The following is an 18,636-nucleotide window of genomic DNA, read 5'->3' on the forward strand; positions in this document are numbered from 1 at the left end:
TTCGCGGCGTCGCCGCTCGCGAGGCCCGGGTTCTAAGCTGGGTGCGGCAGTCATGAGGCGGGGGGAACCGGATGCAGCCGCTTGAGCCTGACGATCCGCGCACGGTCGGGCCGTACCGGCTGCTGCGCCGACTCGGCGCCGGGGGAATGGGCAGGGTCTACCTCGGCCGTTCGCCGAGCGGGCGGACGGTCGCGGTGAAAGTCGTGCATCCGCACTTCTCCGCCGACGAGCAGTTCCGCCGGCGCTTCCACCGGGAGGTGACGTCCGCGCGCCGTGCCGGCACGGCGCCGCAGGCGCAGACGCCCGGCGGCGGCGGTCACGGCGGCCTCAGCAGCGGCGGGGGCGCCGCCTGGACGGCTCCCGTGCTCGACGCGGATCCCGACGCCGCCACCCCGTGGGTCGCGACCGGCTACGTCGCGGGGCCTTCCGTGCAGCAGGCCGTCTCCGAGCACGGACCGTTGCCCGAGAGGTCCGTGCGGATCCTCGGCGGCGGCCTCGCGGAGGCGCTGCGGCACGTGCACGGGCTGGGGCTGGTGCACAGGGACGTCAAACCGTCCAACGTGATGCTCACGCCCGGTGGGCCGCGGCTGATCGACTTCGGCATCGCGCGTGCGACGGCAGGCACCGCGTCGATCACTTCGACCGGGGCCTCGATCGGTTCGCCCGGCTACATGTCCCCGGAGCAGGTGCTGGGGGAGGACACGGGCCCGGCCTCGGACGTCTTCTCGCTGGGCGCCGTGCTGGTGTACGCGGCGACGGGTGACGCGCCCTTCCGCGGGGACGGTTCGGCAGTGCTGCTCTACAAGGTCGTCCACGAGCAGCCCGAACTGGGCGCGATGAGCGGGGAGTTGCGGGAGATCGCCGCAGCCTGCCTCGACAAGGACCCCGAGCGCCGGCCGCTGCCCGCCCAGCTCGCGGAACGGCTCGCGGGCGCGGGCCCGGGCGGCGGCTCCGCGGAGATGATGCGGAACGGCTGGCTGCCCGCACCGATCGTGGAGCAGATCAGCCGACGGGTGGTGGAGCTCCTCGACCTCGAACCGGCCGAACAGGGCGGCGGTGTGACGGGCGGCTCCGCGGGAGGCGAGAGGGAGGCGACGGGCGTCGGGGGCTCTGCGGACGCCGGACCGGAGTCCGGGCCCGTCCCGTTCACGACGCCGTCCGAGAGCCCGCTGCCGCAGCAGCCGCAGCGGACCCCGGTGCCGGCGGTCCCGCCGGACGGACCGGGGCAGCCGGAACGGCCCGAACAGCCCGAACAGCCGGGGCAGCTGAGCCGGCCCGAGCGGTCCTGGCCTTCCTGGCAGCCCGCGCCGCCCGTGCCGTCAGCGCCGCCCGGGGCCGCCGAGGTGCCCTCCCCCGCGACGGGGCACTCACAGGAGCCGGCCGGGCCGGGCACGGGGCCCGCACCGGACGGCGGCGGCGTCCCGTCCGGTGCACAGGGCCGCCCCGGTATCGCACTGACGGCCAGTGCGGAGCGGAGCAGGCGGCAGATCAGCTGCAGCCTCGTCCTGACGGTCGCGTGTCTGCTGGCGGTCGCCCTTCTCGGCACGTACTTCTTCCAGCTCCTCCCCGTCACCGGTGACGCCGGACCCCCGAGCGCCGGGAACGACCAGGACGCCGGAGAGCAGCGAACGGCCGTACCCGACGGCTTCGTCGGCACCTGGGAGGGCCGGGCGACCTTCGGCGACGGCGAGCCCGCCGGCACCATGCGCGTCACCATCGAGGAGGGCAGGACCGGCCAGCGCGTGGCACACGGCGGCCCGGACGGGGAGGGCGCGGCGTGCGACGCGGACTACGAACTCGACGCGGTCACCCCGAGCAGGCTGCGGATGACGCCGTCCGCCCCGGACGGCCCGGCGGTGTGCGCCGACGGGCAGTCCGTCGAGTTCACCCTTCGCGACGACGGCACGCTCCTCTACACCTCGCGCGGCACGCACTCGCCGGAGGCCGAGGCCGAGGCGACGCTCCGGAAGGCGGAATGAGGCCCTGGCGTACGCTGGCCGGGTCAGGGAAACCGAACAGCCACCTTCGGAGGGACGCCCCCGGTGCCTGAGACCGCCGACCGTCAGTCCGTACTCGACCGTGCCGCCGAGGGCGCCCGCATCACCCCCGAGGAAGCGCTCGATCTCTACCGCTCGGCCCCGCTGCACGCCCTCGGCGCGGCAGCCGACGCGGTGCGCCGCAGGCGCTACGAGGGTACGGAGCACATCGCGACGTACATCATCGAGCGGAACATCAACTACACCAACTCCTGCGTCACGGCCTGCAAGTTCTGCGCCTTCTACGCCTCACCCAAGAGCGAGGACGTGTGGACGCGGGACCTCGACGACATCCTGCGGCGCTGCGCGGAGACGGTCGAACTGGGCGGCACCCAGATCATGTTCCAGGGCGGTCACCACCCGGACTACGGCGTGGAGTACTACGAAGAGCACTTCGCGGCCATCAAGAAGCAGTTCCCGCAGCTCGTGATCCACTCGCTCGGCGCTTCCGAGGTCGAGCACATGGCCCGCATCTCCGGCGTGACTCCGGAAGAGGCGATCCGGCGTATCCACGCCGCGGGTCTCGACTCCTTCGCGGGCGCCGGCGCCGAACTGCTGCCCGCTCGCGCGCGCAAGGCCATCGCGCCGCTCAAGGAGTCCGGGGAGCGCTGGCTGGAGATCATGGAGACGGCGCACAACCTCGGCGTCGAGTCCACCTCGACGATGCTGATGGGCACCGGGGAGACCAACGCCGAGCGGATCGAGCACATCCGGATGATCCGGGACGTGCAGGACCGTACGGGCGGCTTCCGCGCCTTCATCCCGTACACCTACCAGCCGGAGAACAACCATCTGAAAGGGCAGACGCAGGCGACTCTCTTCGAGTACCTGCGCATGATCGCCATCGCGCGGCTCTTCCTCGACAACGTCGCCCACATCCAGGGCTCCTGGCTGACCACCGGCAAGGAGGTCGGCCAGCTGTCGCTGCACTACGGCGCCGACGACCTCGGTTCGGTGATGCTGGAGGAGAACGTGGTCTCCTCCGCGGGCGCCAAGCACCGCTCCAACCGGATGGAGCTGCTCGAACTCATCCGCGCCGCGGACCGCGTCCCGGCCCAGCGGAGCACGACGTACGAGCACCTCGTCGTCCACGACGACCCGGCGGACGACCCCGCGGACGACCGCGTCGTCTCGCACTTCTCCTCCACCGCGATCGAGGGCGGCAGCGCCCGCCCGGAGCTCAACCTCATCGAGGCGAAGTAGTCCCGCTCCGCGGCCCTTCCACGCGGGGACGGTGCCCCCGCGCGACGGGGCCGCGGCGGGCGGGGGACAATGAGCGGGTGACCCGCGCATCCCTCGACAAGCAGCCGCACGAAGTCGCCGCGATGTTCGACGACGTCGCCGCGCGCTACGACATCACCAACGACGTGCTCTCCCTCGGGCAGGCGCGGCTCTGGCGGCGGGCCGTGGCCCGCGCCGTCGACGCGCGGCCCGGTGAGCGCGTGCTGGATCTCGCAGCAGGGACCGGCACTTCGTCCCAGCCGTTCGTCGAAGAGGGTGCCTACGCGGTGCCCTGCGACTTCAGCCTCGGCATGCTCGCCGAAGGCAAGAAACGGCTCCCCTGGATGCCCTTCACGGCCGGAGACGCGACCCGGCTCCCGTTCCGGGACGGCGCGTTCGACGCCGTGACCATCTCCTTCGGGCTGCGCAACGTCCAGGACACCGACGCGGCCCTGCGGGAGATGCTGCGCGTCACCGCGCCGGGCGGCCGCGTCGTCATCTGTGAGTTCAGCCACCCGACTTGGGCGCCGTTCCGCACGGTCTACTCCGAGTACCTGATGCGTGCCCTGCCGCCTGTGGCACGGGCGGTCTCCTCCAGCCCCGACGCCTACGTCTACCTCGCCGAGTCCATCCGCGAGTGGCCGGACCAGCCCGGACTGGCGGGCCGTCTGCAGAAGGCCGGCTGGGCGAAGGTGGCCTGGCGGAATCTGACAGGCGGCGTGGTCGCGCTGCACCGCGGCGTACGCCCTTAGGCCGGACAGGCCTCAGGGGGCCCTCGACCTGCGTGCCGACCCGCCGCCTGCCGACCCGCCGCCCTGCCGCCGCGCCGACCGGCGAGGCCGTGCGGCGAGGCGGCCGGTCCCGCGGGAAGTGCCCGTGAGTCGCCCTTGGAAGCGCCGGTCGGACGCCTGTCGGACGGGGTGTTCCCTGACGGCCCGAGCGGGCCTCTTAGACTGCCAATGCCCTACTGCCCAGCCTCTGCGGGAGCCCTCGTGACCGAGACCGTCACCTCCGACCGGACAGCCGATGTGATCGTTGTCGGTGCCGGCCCCGCGGGGGCCACCACCGCCTACCACCTCGCCCGCAGCGGCCTCGACGTGCTGCTGCTGGAGAAGACCGCCTTCCCGCGGGAGAAGGTGTGCGGCGACGGCCTCACGCCGCGCGCCGCGAAGCAGCTGATCGCCATGGGCATCGACATCTCCGAGGAAGCGGGCTGGCTGCGCAACAAGGGCCTGCGCATCATCGGCGGCGGGCAGCGGCTTCAGCTGGACTGGCCGGAGCTGTCCAGCTACCCGGACTACGGACTCGTGCGCAAGCGCGACGACTTCGACGAGCAGCTCGCCCGGCAGGCCGAGAAGGCCGGCGCCCGGCTGCACGAGCGCTGCAACGTCGGCGAGCCGGTGCTGGACTCCGCCGGACGCATCACAGGCGTGCACGCCAAGCTGGGCGAGGAGAAGACGCCCGTCACCTTCCACGCCCCGGTCGTCGTCGCGGCCGACGGCAACTCGACGCGGCTGTCGCTGAAGATGGGCCTGCACCGGCGCGAGGACCGCCCCATGGGTGTGGCGGTCCGTACGTACTTCAACTCGCCCCGCCACGACGACGACTACCTGGAGTCGTGGCTGGAGCTGTGGGACCGCCGCGGTGCGCAGGACCGGCTGCTGCCGGGCTACGGCTGGGTCTTCGGCATGGGTGACGGCACGAGCAACATCGGCCTGGGCGTCCTCAACACCTCTGACGACTTCAAGGAACTCGACTGGCGCGAGATCCTCAAGGCGTGGTGCGCGTCCATGCCCGTCGAGTGGGGCTTCACGCCGGAGAACATGACCGGGCCCATCCGCGGCGCGGCGCTGCCCATGGCCTTCAACCGGCAGCCGCACTACACGCGCGGACTGCTGCTCGTCGGCGACGCGGGCGGACTGGTCAACCCCTTCAACGGCGAAGGCATCGCGTACGCGATGGAGTCGGGCGTCATCGCCGCCGAGACCATCGTGCAGGCACAGGCGCGTTCCACGCCGGCACAGCGTGAACTGGCCCTGCGGCGCTATCCGAAGATCCTCAAGGAGACGTACGGCGGCTACTACACGCTCGGACGTGCCTTCGTGAAGCTGATCGGCAACCCCAAGGTGATGAAGGTGGCCACCGAGCGGGGCCTCTCCCACCCGGTGCTGATGCGGTTCGCCCTGAAGATGCTGGCCAACCTCACGGAACCCTCCGGCGGCGACGCGATGGACCGCGTCATCAACGGCCTCAGCAAGGTCGCCCCGCGCGCCTGACGTCCCCGCTCCGGCGGTGCGCCGGGCCGTGGCCCTCCGCCACGGTCTTCGGCGCACCGCCGTCGCGCTGTCCGGACCCGGAGGGTTCGGCGAGACCGGCACGGCAGACGAACGCCCCCTGCACGGCTGTCCTGCCGTCCAGGGGGCTTCGTTCGGTGCCGGTGTTCCCGTAGGTGTCGCGTCAGCGGGATGCGGCGAGCGTGCGGAGTGCGGGGACCGTCACAGCACGCGGACCGCGCCGGACGGCGGGTCGTAGTCGAGGGGCTTCTCGACGACGCCCGTCGAGGAGTTCTGGGCGCCGATGAACTTGCCGCCACCCACGTATACGCCGATGTGGTACGCACTGCCCCGGCCGCCCCAGTAGAGGAGGTCGCCCTCCTGCAGCGCGTCCATGGAGACGGGGGTGCCCTCGAGGGACTGGGTCTGGGAGGTGCGCGGGAGGCTCACGCCGACCTGCTTGAAGGCTGCCTGTGTGAGGCCGGAGCAGTCGAAGGAGGAGGGGCCGCTCGCGCCAAGGACGTAGGACTTGCCCACCTGTGCCTTGAGGAAGCTGATGACGGAGGAGACGTTGCCGCTGCCCGACGAGAGGTCGGTGCGGGCCGTGGAGCGGGAACTGCGGGCGTCGGCAGCCTTCTCCCGCGCTTCGGCCTTGCGCTCGGCTGCGGCGTCGGCCTTCTTCTGTGCCGCATCCTGCGCGCGCTCGGCGGCCTTGGCCTCGGCCTGGCGCACCTCGTACTGCAGTGCCGTGGTCTGGAGGGAGTCGGCCGCCCTGGCGGAGGAACCCGCCACCGTGTGACCGACGTTGGAGACCGCGCCCGCCTCGGCTGCGGCTTCCGACTTCGCCGAGGCCTTGTCGGCCAGGGGCGAGGCCGGGGACATCGCCGTGGTGAAGGCGATGGCGCCGAGGACGCCGCCGGTCGCGCTCACTCGCAGCGACCTGTTCACGCTGCTCTCGCGAGGCTTCCGGTGTCTGGGTACGTGAGTGTTCCGGGACATGGGGCATGGATAGCAGCCCGGCGATGATCCGTTCAAAATCTGTTCGATGTGACACAGTCGCCGCGAAATCGCCCAGTTGAGGCTCCGTTGATCTTCACAGATCTCGTTCCGGTCACGGCCGGTGCCCAACTACCCCGCTGTGACCACCCAGTTATCTTCACCGTGACGGGAAGTAGCGGCGTATACCACGACCTTCGCGAGGCTGGCAAAGGTGGCAGGGGCTGCCAGGGGTGCGGGTGGCGCACGTCACATCGCCGCTGTCGACTCCGTCCATGAATGGGCTTTTGATGCACGGTCATCCACTTTTGTGGCTACGGGGGTCGATGTGCGAACGGTGAATGAAGTGGTGAATCAGGGGAGAATTGTGCCGACGTTCACGAACGCCGCATTCACAGACGGGCTCGGCCGTTCCGTCGGGCGTCCGCTCGCAGGCGCTTTCCGGCGGGGTCGCGCGGGCGCTTTCCGGCGGCCGCGGGGAACGCTGTTGCCGATCTTGCGCATTGACGAGCGGCACGCCTCTGACGTGCGGTTTCACCGTCGCGTGTTGGAGATCACAAGCCTCTGGGGGGACCCCGTGTCGCACGTCACAAGGCCCGGGCATAAGATGCCTCCCGCAAGGGCTTGTGAACTGCCTCACATAGAAGCGATCTTGGTGAAGGCGGCACGAGCCCGGTGGACAGCCGGCAGTCAGCGTCGACAGTCCCCTGGGCCTACCGGTCCGGGAGGTCTCCAGGGTCGACTGGAAGGAGCGGGGAGCGGTGAACGCCTACACGCCAATCCTTGTACTGGGAGCCATCGCGGCGGCGTTCGCGATCTTCTCGGTGGTCGCGGCATCGGTCATCGGCCCCAAGCGCTACAACCGAGCCAAGCTGGAGGCGTACGAGTGCGGCATCGAGCCCACTCCGCAGCCGGCGGGTGGCGGGCGTTTCCCGGTCAAGTACTACCTGACGGCGATGCTCTTCATCGTCTTCGACATCGAAATCGTCTTTCTCTACCCGTGGGCCGTCCACTTCGACTCCCTCGGGATCTTCGGCCTCGCCGAAATGCTGGTCTTCGTCGCCCTCATCGGCGTCGCGTACGCCTACGACTGGCGGCGCGGCGGCCTGGAATGGGATTAGGGGCAGGTACTCAATGGGACTCGAAGAGAAACTGCCGAGCGGCTTTCTGCTGACCACCGTCGAGCAGGCCGCGGGCTGGGTGCGCAAGTCGTCCATGTTCCCCGCGACATTCGGACTCGCCTGCTGCGCCATCGAGATGATGACCACCGGCGCGGGCCGCTACGACCTGGCGCGTTTCGGCATGGAGGTCTTCCGCGGGTCGCCCCGCCAGGCCGACCTGATGATCGTGGCGGGCCGGGTCAGCCAGAAGATGGCGCCCGTGCTGCGGCAGGTCTACGACCAGATGCCCAACCCCAAGTGGGTCATCTCCATGGGCGTCTGCGCCTCCTCCGGCGGCATGTTCAACAACTACGCGATCGTGCAGGGCGTCGACCACATCGTCCCCGTCGACATCTACCTGCCCGGCTGCCCGCCCCGCCCCGAGATGCTGCTCGACGCGATCCTCAAGCTGCACCAGCACGTGCAGGGCGAGAAGCTCGGCGTCAACCGTGAGCAGGCGGCCCGGGAGGCGGAGGAAGCAGCGCTGAAGGCGCTTCCGACGATCGAGATGAAGGGGCTGCTGAGGTGAGCGACACCGCCAACGGCAACGGCGCCGAGAACGCGAACGGTTCCGTCCCCGCGCCCCGTCAGGACGCCGGCGAGGTCATCGGCGTACGCCGCGGCATGTTCGGCGCCGACAACGGGGGCGACACCTCGGGGTACGGCGGCCTGGTCCGTACGATCCGGCTCCCCGGTGCGAGCAGCCGCCCCTACGGCGGCTACTTCGACGAGGTGGCCGACGAACTCGAGGGCGCGCTCGAGGAGCAGGGCCTGCCGCCCGAGGAGGCCGTCGAGAAGACCGTCGTGGACCGCGGTGAGGTGACGTTCCACATCGCCCGCGAGCACCTGCTCCAGGTGTGCCGGACACTCCGGGACGACCCCGCGCTGCGCTTCGAACTGTGCACCGGCGTCAGCGGTGTGCACTTTCCCGGCGACAAGGGCCGCGAGCTGCACGCCGTGTACCACCTGCGCTCGATCACCCACAACAGGGTGATCCGCCTGGAAGTCAGCGCTCCGGACAGCGACCCGCACGTCCCCTCGGTCGTCGAGGTCTACCCGACCAACGACTGGCACGAGCGCGAGACGTACGACTTCTTCGGCCTGATCTTCGACGGGCACCCCGCACTGACGCGGATCATGATGCCCGACGACTGGCAGGGCTTCCCGCAGCGCAAGGACTACCCCCTCGGCGGCATTCCCGTCGAGTACAAGGGCGCCCAGATCCCGGCTCCCGATCAGCGGAGGTCGTACAGCTGATGAGCACATCCACCACCCACGCGACCGCGGGAATCCGCGAGACCACCGAGGGCACGGTCTACGACGTCACCGGCGGCGACTGGGACGAGATCGCCGCCGCTGCCGCCCGCAGCGACGACGAGCGGATCATCGTCAACATGGGGCCGCAGCACCCGTCGACGCACGGCGTGCTCCGCCTGATCCTGGAGATCGACGGCGAGACGGTGACCGAGGCGCGCTGCGGCATCGGCTACCTGCACACCGGCATCGAGAAGAACCTCGAGTACCGGACGTGGACGCAGGGCACGACGTTCGTGACGCGCATGGACTACCTCACGCCGTTCTTCAACGAAGCGGCGTACTGCATGGCCGTGGAGAAGCTCCTGGGCATCGAGGACGACATCCCGGACCGCGCCAATGTCATCCGTGTGCTGCTCATGGAGCTGAACCGGCTCTCCTCGCACCTGGTGGCCATCGCCACGGGCGGCATGGAGCTGGGCGCCACCACGGTCATGATCTTCGGCTTCCGCGACCGCGAACTCGTCCTGGACCTGTACGAGTTGATCACCGGTCTGCGGATGAACCACGCCTACATCCGCCCCGGCGGCCTCGCCCAGGACCTCCCGCCCGGCACGGTCGACGCGCTGCGCGAGTTCCTGAAGAAGATGAAGAAGAACCTGCCGGAGTACGACGCGCTGTGCACCGGCAACCCCGTCTTCAAGGCCCGTCTGAAGGACATCGGCTACCTCGACCTGGCCGGCTGCATGGCCCTGGGCGCCACCGGCCCCATCCTGCGCTCCGCCGGTCTGCCGCACGACCTGCGCAAGTCGGACCCGTACTGCGGTTACGAGAACTACGACTTCGAGGTCCCCACCGTCGACACCTGCGACTCCTACGGGCGGTTCCTGCTGCGCCTGGAGGAGATGCGCCAGTCGCTGCGGATCATCGAGCAGTGCATCGACCGCCTGGAGCCCGGGCCCGTCATGATCGGCGACAAGAAGATCGCCTGGCCTGCGCAACTGGCCCTCGGCCCGGACGGACTGGGCAACTCGCTCGACCACATCAAGAACATCATGGGCACCTCCATGGAGGCCCTGATCCACCACTTCAAGCTCGTCACCGAGGGCTTCCGCGTCCCGCCGGGCCAGGCGTACGCGGCGGTGGAGTCCCCGAAGGGCGAGCTCGGCGTGCACGCCGTGAGCGACGGCGGCACCCGCCCGTACCGCGTGCACTTCCGCGACCCCTCCTTCACCAACCTCGAAGCCATGGCGGCAATGTGCGAAGGCGGCCAGATCGCCGACGTGATCGTCGCCGTCGCGTCCATCGACCCCGTGATGGGAGGCGTCGACCGATGACCACCGCGCCCGGCAGTGCCCCAGGACAAGGCCCCGCCCCCGAAGCACCGATGCTCGGCATCCCCTCGATGCCCGCGCCGGACTTCCCGGCCGACGTCCGCGAGCGGCTGGAGGCGGACGCGCGGGAGATCATCGCGCGCTACCCCGACAGCCGGTCCGCGCTGCTGCCCCTGCTGCACCTCGTGCAGTCCGAGGAGGGCCACGTCACGCGTACGGGACAGCGTTTCTGCGCGGAGATGCTGGAGCTGACCACGGCCGAGGTGAACGCCGTGGCGACCTTCTACTCGATGTACCGCCGCAAGCCGTCCGGCGACTACCAGGTCGGCGTCTGCACCAACACGCTGTGCGCGGTGATGGGCGGCGACGCCATCTTCGACGACCTGAAGCAGCACCTGGGCGTCGGCAACAACGAGACCACCGAGGACGGCAAGGTCACGCTCGAGCACATCGAGTGCAACGCCGCCTGCGACTACGCGCCGGTGGTGATGGTCAACTGGGAGTTCTTCGACAACCAGACGCCCGAATCCGCCCGGCAGCTCGTCGACGACCTGCGTGCCGGACGTGAGGTCGCCCCCACCCGCGGCGCACCCCTGTGCACGTTCAAGGAGACGGCCCGCATCCTCGCCGGTTTCCCGGACGAGCGTCCCGGTGCGGTCGAGGCGACGGGCGGCGGCGGCGACCCCTCGCTGGCCGGGCTGCGGCTCGCCAGGGGTGAGGCACCGCCCGGGCGGCTCGCCCACCCCCGCGGCCCCTCCGGCCCCGCCGACCAGCCCGTGCCGCTGCCGGGTGAGGAGGCTCCGGAGAGCCACCCCAGTTCGCACGACATGCCCCAGTCGACGGCTGCGTCCGACCCGGCCAATCCGTCCGGCCGCCCGCCGAAGCCGGCGCCGGGTGAGGAGAGCGAGTAATGGCGACCGAATCACCGGAGAAGCTGCTCTCCCCGGTCCTCTCCGCCTACTGGGACGAGCCCGGGGCGTGGACGCTCGAGACGTACAAGCGCCGCCACGACGGATACGCCGGGCTGGCCAAGGCGCTGGCCATGCCGCCGGACGACGTCATCGCGTACGTGAAGGACTCCGGACTCCGCGGCCGCGGCGGCGCCGGCTTCCCGACGGGCATGAAGTGGCAGTTCATCCCGCAGGGAGACGGCAAGCCGCACTACCTCGTCGTCAACGCGGACGAGTCGGAGCCGGGCACCTGCAAGGACATCCCGCTGCTCTTCGCGAACCCGCACTCCCTCATCGAGGGCATCATCATCGCCTGCCACGCGATCCGTTCCTCACACGCCTTCATCTACCTGCGCGGCGAGGTCGTGCCCGTACTGCGGCGCCTGCACCTGGCGGTGCGCGAGGCGTACGAGGCGGGGCTCCTCGGCAAGAACGCGCTCGGCGAGGGCAAGCACCTGGAGCTGACCGTGCACGCGGGCGCGGGCGCGTACATCTGCGGTGAGGAGACCGCGCTCCTCGACTCGCTGGAGGGGCGGCGCGGACAGCCGCGTCTGCGGCCTCCGTTCCCGGCCGTCGCCGGTCTGTACGCGTGCCCGACCGTCGTGAACAACGTCGAGTCCATCGCCTCGGTGCCCGCCCTGATGAACAGGGGCAAGGAGTGGTTCCGTTCGATGGGCAGCGAGAAGTCCCCGGGCTTCACGCTGTACTCGCTCAGCGGTCACGTCGCCAACCCCGGCCAGTACGAGGCACCGCTGGGCATCACGCTGCGCCAGCTGCTGGAGATGAGCGGCGGCATGCGCCCCGGCCACCGGCTGAAGTTCTGGACGCCGGGCGGCTCCTCGACGCCGATGCTCACCGACGAGCACCTCGACGTGCCGCTGGACTACGAGGGCGTCGGCGCGGCCGGCTCCATGCTCGGCACGAAGGCGCTCCAGTGCTTCGACGAGACGACCTGTGTCGTACGGGCCGTGACCCGCTGGACCGAGTTCTACGCCCACGAGTCGTGCGGCAAGTGCACGCCCTGCCGTGAAGGGACGTACTGGCTCGTGCAGTTGCTGCGCGACTTCGAGTCCGGCAAGGCGACCAAGGCCGACATCGACAAGATCGACGACATCCAGGACAACATCAACGGAAAGTCGTTCTGCGCGCTCGGCGACGGCGCCGCGTCCCCGATCTACTCCTCGCTCCAGTACTTCCGCGACGAGTACGAGGCGCACCTCGACGGGCGCGGATGCCCGTTCGACCCCGCGAAGTCGACCCTCTGGGCCGACGACCACAAGACCGCTCACCCGGAGGTGAAGGCGTGACAGTCACCACAGACGCGAAGACCTCCTCGGGGGGCGAAGGGCCTCCGCCCGAAGATCTGGTCTCCCTCACCATCGACGGAGCCGAGATCTCCGTGCCGAAGGGCACGCTGGTCATCCGCGCCGCCGAGCAGCTGGGAATCGAGATCCCGCGCTTCTGCGACCACCCGCTGCTGGACCCGGTCGGAGCCTGCCGCCAGTGCATCGTCGAGGTGGAGGGCCAGCGCAAGCCGATGGCGTCCTGCACCATCACCTGCACCGACGGGATGGTCGTCAAGACGCAGCTGTCCTCGCCGGTCGCGGAGAAGGCGCAGCGCGGTGTGATGGAGCTGCTGCTCATCAACCACCCGCTGGACTGCCCCGTCTGCGACAAGGGCGGCGAGTGCCCGCTGCAGAACCAGGCCATGTCGGCCGGTTCGGCCGATTCCCGGTTCGAGGGCGCGAAGCGCACCTTCGCCAAGCCCGTACCGATCTCCACGCAGGTGCTGCTGGACCGCGAGCGGTGCGTACTGTGCGCGCGCTGCACCCGCTTCTCCAACCAGATCGCGGGCGACCCGATGATCGAGCTGCTGGAGCGCGGCGCACTGCAGCAGGTGGGTACGGGCGAGGACGAGCCGTTCCAGTCGTACTTCTCCGGCAACACCATCCAGATCTGCCCGGTGGGCGCGCTGACTTCGGCTGCGTACCGCTTCCGGTCGCGCCCCTTCGACCTGGTCTCCTCGCCGTCCGTCTGCGAGCACTGCTCGGGCGGCTGCGCGACCCGTACGGACCACCGCCGCGGAAAGGTCATGCGGCGGCTGGCAGCCAACGACCCCGAGGTCAACGAGGAGTGGCTCTGCGACAAGGGCCGCTTCGGCTTCCGCTACGCCCAGCGCCCCGACCGCCTCACCACACCCCTGGTGCGCGGCGAGGACGGTGAACTGGCCCCCGCCGGCTGGCCCGAGGCCCTGGAGGCGGCGGCCCGCGGGCTGTCCGGGGCGCGCGGCCGTGCGGGCGTGCTGACCGGTGGACGTCTGACCGTCGAGGACGCCTACGCGTACGCGAAGTTCGCACGGGTGGCGCTCGGCACCAACGACATCGATTTCCGTGCCCGCGTCCACTCCGCCGAGGAGGCCGGATTCCTCGCCTCCCACGTGGCGGGAGCGGGCGTGGACGTCGGAGACGGAAAGGGCCTGACGTACGGCGCGCTGGAGGCGGCACCCACGGTGCTGCTCGTCGGCTTCGAGGCCGAGGAGGAGGCGCCCGGCGTCTTCCTGCGGCTGCGCAAGGCCATGCGCAAGCACGGCCAGCGCACCTTCTCCCTCGCCTCGCACGCCACGCGCGGTCTGCAGAAGGCCGGGGGCACGCTGCTGCCCGCGGCCCCCGGCACGGAGACGGAGTGGTTGGACGCGCTGTCCGGCCGCGTCGGGCTCGACGCCGCAGGGGAGTCCGCGGCAGACGCGCTGCGCGCCGAGGGTTCGGTGATCGTGGTCGGTGAACGGCTCGCGGCCGTCCCCGGCGCGTTCACCGCCGCCGTGCGCACGAGCATCGCCACCGGCGCCCGGCTGGTGTGGATTCCGCGCAGGGCGGGAGAGCGCGGCGCCATCGAGGCCGGTGCGCTGCCGACGCTGCTGCCCGGCGCCCGTCCCGCGGGTGACGCGCGTGCACGCGACGAGGTCGCGCGGATCTGGGGAGTCGCCGAACTGCCCGCGGCGCAGGGCAGGGACACCTCGGGCATCGTCGACGCGGCCGTCGACGGAGAGCTGTCGGCGCTGGTGGTCGGCGGTGTGGAACTCGCCGACCTGCCCGACCCGGCACGTGCCGCGCAGGCGCTGGAGACGGCCGACTTCGTCGTCAGCCTGGAGCTGCGTCCCAGCGAGGTCACCGACCGGGCGGACGTCGTCCTGCCGGTCTCCGCGGTGGTGGAGAAGGCGGGCACCTTCCTCAACTGGGAGGGCCGCGCACGGCCGTTCACGGCGTCGCTCCGCGCGGACCAGATGACCCGTCGGCATGTTCAGCCCGACGCGCGGGTCCTGCACATGCTCGCGGACGCCCTCGACACACACCTGGGGCTGCCGGACGTACGCACCATCCGCACGGAGATCGACAGGCTCGGCCAGTGGGCTCCGGACGGCTCCGTGCACACCGGGATCGCAGCCGACGCCCGAGCCGGCGCGCCCTCCACGTCCACGCCGCAGGCCGGCAAGGGCGAGGCGGTGCTCGCCGGGCACCGGCTGCTGCTGGACCAGGGCCGGCTGCAGGACGGCGACGAGGCGCTCGCCGGCACCCGTCACCCGGCGGTCGCCCGGCTCTCGCGCGCCACGGCGGCCGAGGTGGGCGTCGCGGAGGGCGGCACGGTCGCCGTCTCCGGCCCGCTCGGCAGCATCCAACTCCCGCTGGAGATCACGGAGATGCCCGACCGTGTGGTCTGGGTACCGCTGAACTCCGTCGGCGGCGGCGTCCAGGCGGACACGGGAGCGCTCCCGGGTGAACTGGTACGTCTCTCCGCGGCCCCCGCGACGGCGGCAGCCGCCGTCGCCGGATCCGAGGGGGCGGGCGCATGACTCCGCTCCTCTTCGCCGCTCGGGCGACCTCGCGCCCCGCGCGGACAGCGCATCGTTCAGGAGGAGGTGAGCGCGTGAGCGCGCTCCTACAGGTCCGGCGCCTGTGCGCGGACGTCACCGCCGCGGACGGGCGCAGCGCCCGCACCGGGGAGGTGACGGCGTGACCGGCAGCACCTTCCTCGCAGCGGAGGACCTCTCCTTCTTCGGGAACGACCCGTTCTGGCTGATCGCCCTCAAGGCGGTCTTCTGCTTCGCGTTCCTGATGGTGACCGTCCTGATCTCCATCGTCATGGAGCGCAAGGTCGTCGCCTGGATGCAGTTGCGCGTCGGCCCCAACAGGCACGGTCCCTGGGGCATGCTGCAGTCGCTCGCCGACGGCATCAAGCTGATGCTGAAGGAGGACGTCGTCGTCAAGGGCGCCGACAAGGTCGTGTACCTGCTGGCACCCGTGCTCGCGGCGATCCCCGCCTTCCTCGCGATCGCGGTGATCCCCTTCGGGCCTCCCGGCAACGAGGTCTCGATCTTCGGCACGCGTACGGCGATGCAGCTCACCGACCTGCCGGTCGCGGCGCTCTACATCCTCGCCACCGCCTCGATCGGCGCGTACGGCGTGGTGCTGGCGGGCTGGTCCTCCAACTCGACCTACCCGCTCCTCGGAGCCGTCCGTGCCACGGCACAGGTCATCAGCTACGAGATCGCGATGGGCCTCAGCTTCGCGGCGGTCTTCCTCTACTCGGGCTCCATGTCGACGTCGGCGATCGTCGACGCCCAGCAGGACACGTGGTTCGCCGCGCTGCTGCCGGTGTCGTTCCTGATCTACATGGTCTCGATGGTGGGCGAGGCCCACCGCGCGCCCTTCGACATGCCGGAGTCCGAGGGCGACCTGGTCGCCGGCTACCAGACCGAGTACAGCTCGATCAAGTTCGCGCTGTTCATGATGGCCGAGTACGTGCACATCGTGACCCTCTCCGCCCTGGCGGCCACCCTCTTCCTGGGCGGCTGGCGGGCGCCGGCGCCGATCTCGACGTACTGGGAGGGCGCCAACCACGGCTGGTGGCCGATGCTCTGGTTCTTCCTCAAGGTGTGCTGTCTGATCTTCTTCTTCGTCTGGATCCGCGGCACGCTCCCGCGTACGCGCTACGACCAGTTCATGAAGCTGGGATGGAAGGTCCTCATCCCGGTGTCGCTGGTGTGGCTGATGCTGGTCGCCACCATCAGGGCGATGCGGAACGAGGGTTACGACTTCGCGGGCATCGTCTACTGGGTCGCCGGCGCGGCACTCGCGATCCTGCTGCTCTCCTTCGTCGTGGACGTCTTCCGCGGACGCAAGGAGGAGGCGGAGGAGCAGGCGGCCAAGGAGAAGGCCGCTTCCGAGGTCTTCGATCCCATGGCCGGCGGCTATCCCGTACCACCGCTGCCCGGGCAGACGCTGCCACCCGTACCGCGCCGCCGCTCGCGCCAGGCCGACCACGCGCTGGTCGGGCCCTCGGGAGCGGGGGAGCCCGCCGGTGAAGCCGCGGAGAAGACCGACGGAAAGGAGGCCGACGGTGCCTGAGAATCCCGTTGCCGGCTTCGGACTGACCTTCAAGGACATGTTCAAGAAGCGGCTGACCGAGCAGTACCCCGAGTACAAGAAGCCGACGGCACCGCGCTTCCACGGCCGCCATCAGCTCAACCGGCACCCCGACGGACTGGAGAAGTGCGTCGGCTGCGAGCTGTGCGCCTGGGCATGCCCCGCCGACGCCATCTACGTGGAGGGCGCGGACAACACCGACGAGGAGCGCTACTCGCCGGGTGAGCGCTACGGCCGCGTCTACCAGATCAACTATCTGCGCTGCATCCTGTGCGGCCTGTGCGTCGAGGCGTGCCCGACCCGCGCGCTGACGATGACGAACGAGTACGAACTGGCCGACTCCTCCCGCGAGTCGCTCATCTACACCAAGAAGGAACTGCTCGCGGGCCTCGAAGAGGGCATGGTCGACTCGCCGCACGCCATCTTCCCCGGCATGACGGAGAAGGACTACTACCGCGGGCTGGTCACCGAGGCCGCCCCCGGCACCGAGCTCCAGACCGTCACCGACACCGGCGACCCGCAGGGTTCGGCGGAGACGTTCGGCGCGGGGGAGCCCGCAGCCGAGCCGGTCGTCACCGAAGGCCCCGCGGCGCACGGCGGCGGCGTCGACCCGTCCGCGCAGGACGCGCCCGACGAGGACGTCCGCAAGCGGGGCACCGCCGCCAGAGCAGAGGGCAACCGCTCGGGCAACGACTCGAGGGAGGGACGGTGACGATGCTGTCCTCGCCCCCCACGGCCCCCATGGCATCCATGGACGGGGTCGCACTCGCAGCCACCTCCGCCGGCACCTCGGCCGGTGAGGCCGCCGCGTTCTGGGTGCTGGGCACCATCGCCGTGATCGGCGCGCTGGGCACCGTACTGCTGCGCAAGGCCGTGCACTCGGCACTGTGCCTCGCGGGAACGATGGTCCTCCTGGCGCTGTTCTACCTCGCCAACGGCGCGTACTTCCTGGGCATCGTCCAGATCGTCGTCTACACGGGCGCGGTCATGATGCTCTTCCTCTTCGTGCTGATGCTGGTGGGCGTGAGCACCGCCGACTCCCTCAAGGAGACGCTCAAGGGCCAGCGCTGGCTCGCCGTGGCCTGCGGTCTCGGCCTGGGCCTGCTGCTGATCTCCGGCATCGGCCAGGCGTCGGTGGTGTCCTTCACGGGCCTGGAGGCCGCGAACTCCGGCGGGAACGTGCCGGCGCTGGCCTCGCAGCTGTTCACGAAGTACGTCGTCGCCTTCGAGGTGGTGGGCGCGCTGCTCACCGTCGCCGCCGTCGGCGCGACGCTGCTGACGCACCGCGAGCGCATCGAGAAGTCCAAGTCGCAGCGTGAACAGGCCGAGGAGCGCGTCAGGAAGGGCACGCAGCTGCCGCCGCTGCCCGCGCCCGGCGTGTACGCACGGCACAACGCGGTCGACCGTCCCGGTCTCCTTCCCGACGGCAGCCCGTCCGACATGACGGTCAGCGCCACGCTGCGCGGCCGCGGCCAGATGCGCGAGGTCGGTCCCGAGGCCCTGCACCGGGTGGCGGCGCTGGAGCAGCGCACCGCCGACATGCACGGCCAGACCGAGCACGGGCGGATGTACGGCGAACCGCACGACCCGGACCGCGACACGGACGATGCGGACGACGCGGGCAGCGGCCGTGAAGCCCGTCAGGCACGGGACGAGGCCCGGGAAGAGGAGGCCGCCAAGTGAGCCCCGTCAACTACGTCTATCTCGCCGCTCTGCTGTTCACCATCGGCGCCGCCGGAGTGCTGATCAGGCGGAACGCGATCGTGGTGTTCATGTGCATCGAACTGATGCTGAACGCGGCGAACTTGACGCTGATCGCCTTCTCCCGCATCCACGGGAACCTCGACGGCCAGATCATGGCGTTCTTCGTCATGGTCGTCGCGGCCGCCGAAGTCGTGGTGGGGCTGGCGATCATCGTGATGATGTACCGCTCCCGGCACTCGGCCTCGGTCGACGACGCCAGCCTGATGAAGCTGTAAGGGGTACGAACCA

At 70.5% G+C, this 18,636-nt stretch carries 16 protein-coding genes; 15 read left to right on the forward strand and 1 reads right to left on the reverse strand.

From position 1 onward, the window contains the following. Positions 1-71: 71 nt before the first annotated feature. The 4 genes from ACFPA8_RS21170 (at position 72) to ACFPA8_RS21185 (ending at position 5,533) form a co-directional block, all read left to right on the forward strand. Positions 72-1,979 carry a serine/threonine-protein kinase gene (locus tag ACFPA8_RS21170; RefSeq protein WP_386450863.1) on the forward strand — a complete coding sequence of 636 codons (1,908 nt, stop codon included), beginning with the start codon at positions 72-74 and terminating at the stop codon, positions 1,977-1,979. Positions 1,980-2,042: 63 nt separating this feature from the next. Continuing rightward, positions 2,043-3,239, forward strand: coding sequence for a cyclic dehypoxanthinyl futalosine synthase (gene mqnC, locus ACFPA8_RS21175; protein ID WP_386450865.1), 1,197 nt, complete (start codon positions 2,043-2,045; stop codon positions 3,237-3,239). A gap of 77 nt (positions 3,240-3,316) precedes the next feature. Further along, the gene (locus tag ACFPA8_RS21180; RefSeq protein WP_386450867.1) at positions 3,317-4,009 is read left to right on the forward strand and encodes a demethylmenaquinone methyltransferase; all 693 of its coding nucleotides are present in this window, start codon (positions 3,317-3,319) and stop codon (positions 4,007-4,009) included. 207 nt (positions 4,010-4,216) lie between these two features. Next, positions 4,217-5,533, forward strand: coding sequence for a geranylgeranyl reductase family protein (locus tag ACFPA8_RS21185; protein WP_386450869.1), 1,317 nt, complete (start codon positions 4,217-4,219; stop codon positions 5,531-5,533). A 219-nt stretch (positions 5,534-5,752) separates the two neighbouring features. Here the strand turns inward: ACFPA8_RS21185 and ACFPA8_RS21190 are convergent, their stop codons facing one another. Then, positions 5,753-6,460 carry a C40 family peptidase gene (locus ACFPA8_RS21190; RefSeq protein WP_386450871.1) on the reverse strand — a complete coding sequence of 236 codons (708 nt, stop codon included), beginning with the start codon at positions 6,458-6,460 and terminating at the stop codon, positions 5,753-5,755. Positions 6,461-7,287: 827 nt separating this feature from the next. On the opposite strand from ACFPA8_RS21190, the gene ACFPA8_RS21195 reads away from it, so the two are divergent. From ACFPA8_RS21195 to nuoK, 11 genes are all read left to right on the forward strand, one after another. Next, positions 7,288-7,647: an NADH-quinone oxidoreductase subunit A gene (locus ACFPA8_RS21195; protein WP_055488006.1), complete on the forward strand. Its 360-nt coding sequence runs from the start codon at positions 7,288-7,290 to the stop codon at positions 7,645-7,647. A gap of 13 nt (positions 7,648-7,660) precedes the next feature. Next, on the forward strand, positions 7,661-8,215 hold the full coding sequence (locus ACFPA8_RS21200; RefSeq protein WP_386450873.1) for a NuoB/complex I 20 kDa subunit family protein: 555 nt from the start codon (positions 7,661-7,663) through the stop codon (positions 8,213-8,215). Further along, positions 8,212-8,943, forward strand: a complete 732-nt coding sequence (locus ACFPA8_RS21205; protein WP_386450875.1) for an NADH-quinone oxidoreductase subunit C — start codon at positions 8,212-8,214, stop codon at positions 8,941-8,943. The genes ACFPA8_RS21200 and ACFPA8_RS21205 overlap by 4 nt, the downstream gene beginning before the upstream one ends. Continuing rightward, complete coding sequence (locus ACFPA8_RS21210; RefSeq protein WP_386450876.1) at positions 8,943-10,277, forward strand: NADH-quinone oxidoreductase subunit D; 1,335 nt, start codon at positions 8,943-8,945, stop codon at positions 10,275-10,277. Before ACFPA8_RS21205 ends, ACFPA8_RS21210 begins: the two co-directional genes overlap by 1 nt. Beyond that, the gene (gene nuoE, locus ACFPA8_RS21215; protein ID WP_386450878.1) at positions 10,274-11,185 is read left to right on the forward strand and encodes an NADH-quinone oxidoreductase subunit NuoE; all 912 of its coding nucleotides are present in this window, start codon (positions 10,274-10,276) and stop codon (positions 11,183-11,185) included. Before ACFPA8_RS21210 ends, nuoE begins: the two co-directional genes overlap by 4 nt. Continuing rightward, positions 11,185-12,531, forward strand: a complete 1,347-nt coding sequence (nuoF, locus tag ACFPA8_RS21220; RefSeq protein WP_386450880.1) for an NADH-quinone oxidoreductase subunit NuoF — start codon at positions 11,185-11,187, stop codon at positions 12,529-12,531. The genes nuoE and nuoF overlap by 1 nt, the downstream gene beginning before the upstream one ends. After that, positions 12,528-15,071, forward strand: coding sequence for an NADH-quinone oxidoreductase subunit G (locus ACFPA8_RS21225; protein WP_386450882.1), 2,544 nt, complete (start codon positions 12,528-12,530; stop codon positions 15,069-15,071). Before nuoF ends, ACFPA8_RS21225 begins: the two co-directional genes overlap by 4 nt. 160 nt (positions 15,072-15,231) lie before the next feature. After that, positions 15,232-16,626, forward strand: a complete 1,395-nt coding sequence (gene nuoH, locus ACFPA8_RS21230; RefSeq protein WP_386450884.1) for an NADH-quinone oxidoreductase subunit NuoH — start codon at positions 15,232-15,234, stop codon at positions 16,624-16,626. 37 nt (positions 16,627-16,663) lie between these two features. Next, positions 16,664-17,356 (forward strand): NADH-quinone oxidoreductase subunit NuoI, encoded by a 693-nt coding sequence (gene nuoI / locus ACFPA8_RS21235; RefSeq protein WP_386450931.1) that lies wholly within the window; start codon positions 16,664-16,666, stop codon positions 17,354-17,356. A gap of 38 nt (positions 17,357-17,394) precedes the next feature. Beyond that, positions 17,395-18,327: an NADH-quinone oxidoreductase subunit J gene (locus ACFPA8_RS21240; protein WP_386450933.1), complete on the forward strand. Its 933-nt coding sequence runs from the start codon at positions 17,395-17,397 to the stop codon at positions 18,325-18,327. Continuing rightward, entirely contained in the window at positions 18,324-18,623 is a 300-nt protein-coding gene (gene nuoK / locus ACFPA8_RS21245) for an NADH-quinone oxidoreductase subunit NuoK (protein ID WP_045866878.1), read from the forward strand. The genes ACFPA8_RS21240 and nuoK overlap by 4 nt, the downstream gene beginning before the upstream one ends. The last annotated feature ends 13 nt before the right edge of the window (positions 18,624-18,636 follow it).

The sequence above is a fragment of the Streptomyces ovatisporus genome (assembly GCF_042653885.1).
GTDB classification, from domain to species: domain Bacteria; phylum Actinomycetota; class Actinomycetes; order Streptomycetales; family Streptomycetaceae; genus Streptomyces; species Streptomyces ovatisporus.

What these genes read in the sequence shown, in the direction of transcription:
- nuoE (WP_386450878.1), top strand. Translation starts at nt 10,274, where the DNA reads ATGACCACCGCGCCCGGCAGTGCCCCAGGACAAGGCCCCGCCCCCGAA.
- nuoF (WP_386450880.1), top strand. Translation starts at nt 11,185, where the DNA reads ATGGCGACCGAATCACCGGAGAAGCTGCTCTCCCCGGTCCTCTCCGCC.
- ACFPA8_RS21240 (WP_386450933.1), top strand. Translation starts at nt 17,395, where the DNA reads ATGGACGGGGTCGCACTCGCAGCCACCTCCGCCGGCACCTCGGCCGGT.
- ACFPA8_RS21210 (WP_386450876.1), top strand. Translation starts at nt 8,943, where the DNA reads ATGAGCACATCCACCACCCACGCGACCGCGGGAATCCGCGAGACCACC.
- ACFPA8_RS21185 (WP_386450869.1), top strand. Translation starts at nt 4,217, where the DNA reads ATGCCCTACTGCCCAGCCTCTGCGGGAGCCCTCGTGACCGAGACCGTC.
- ACFPA8_RS21200 (WP_386450873.1), top strand. Translation starts at nt 7,661, where the DNA reads ATGGGACTCGAAGAGAAACTGCCGAGCGGCTTTCTGCTGACCACCGTC.
- nuoI (WP_386450931.1), top strand. Translation starts at nt 16,664, where the DNA reads ATGTTCAAGAAGCGGCTGACCGAGCAGTACCCCGAGTACAAGAAGCCG.
- ACFPA8_RS21170 (WP_386450863.1), top strand. Translation starts at nt 72, where the DNA reads ATGCAGCCGCTTGAGCCTGACGATCCGCGCACGGTCGGGCCGTACCGG.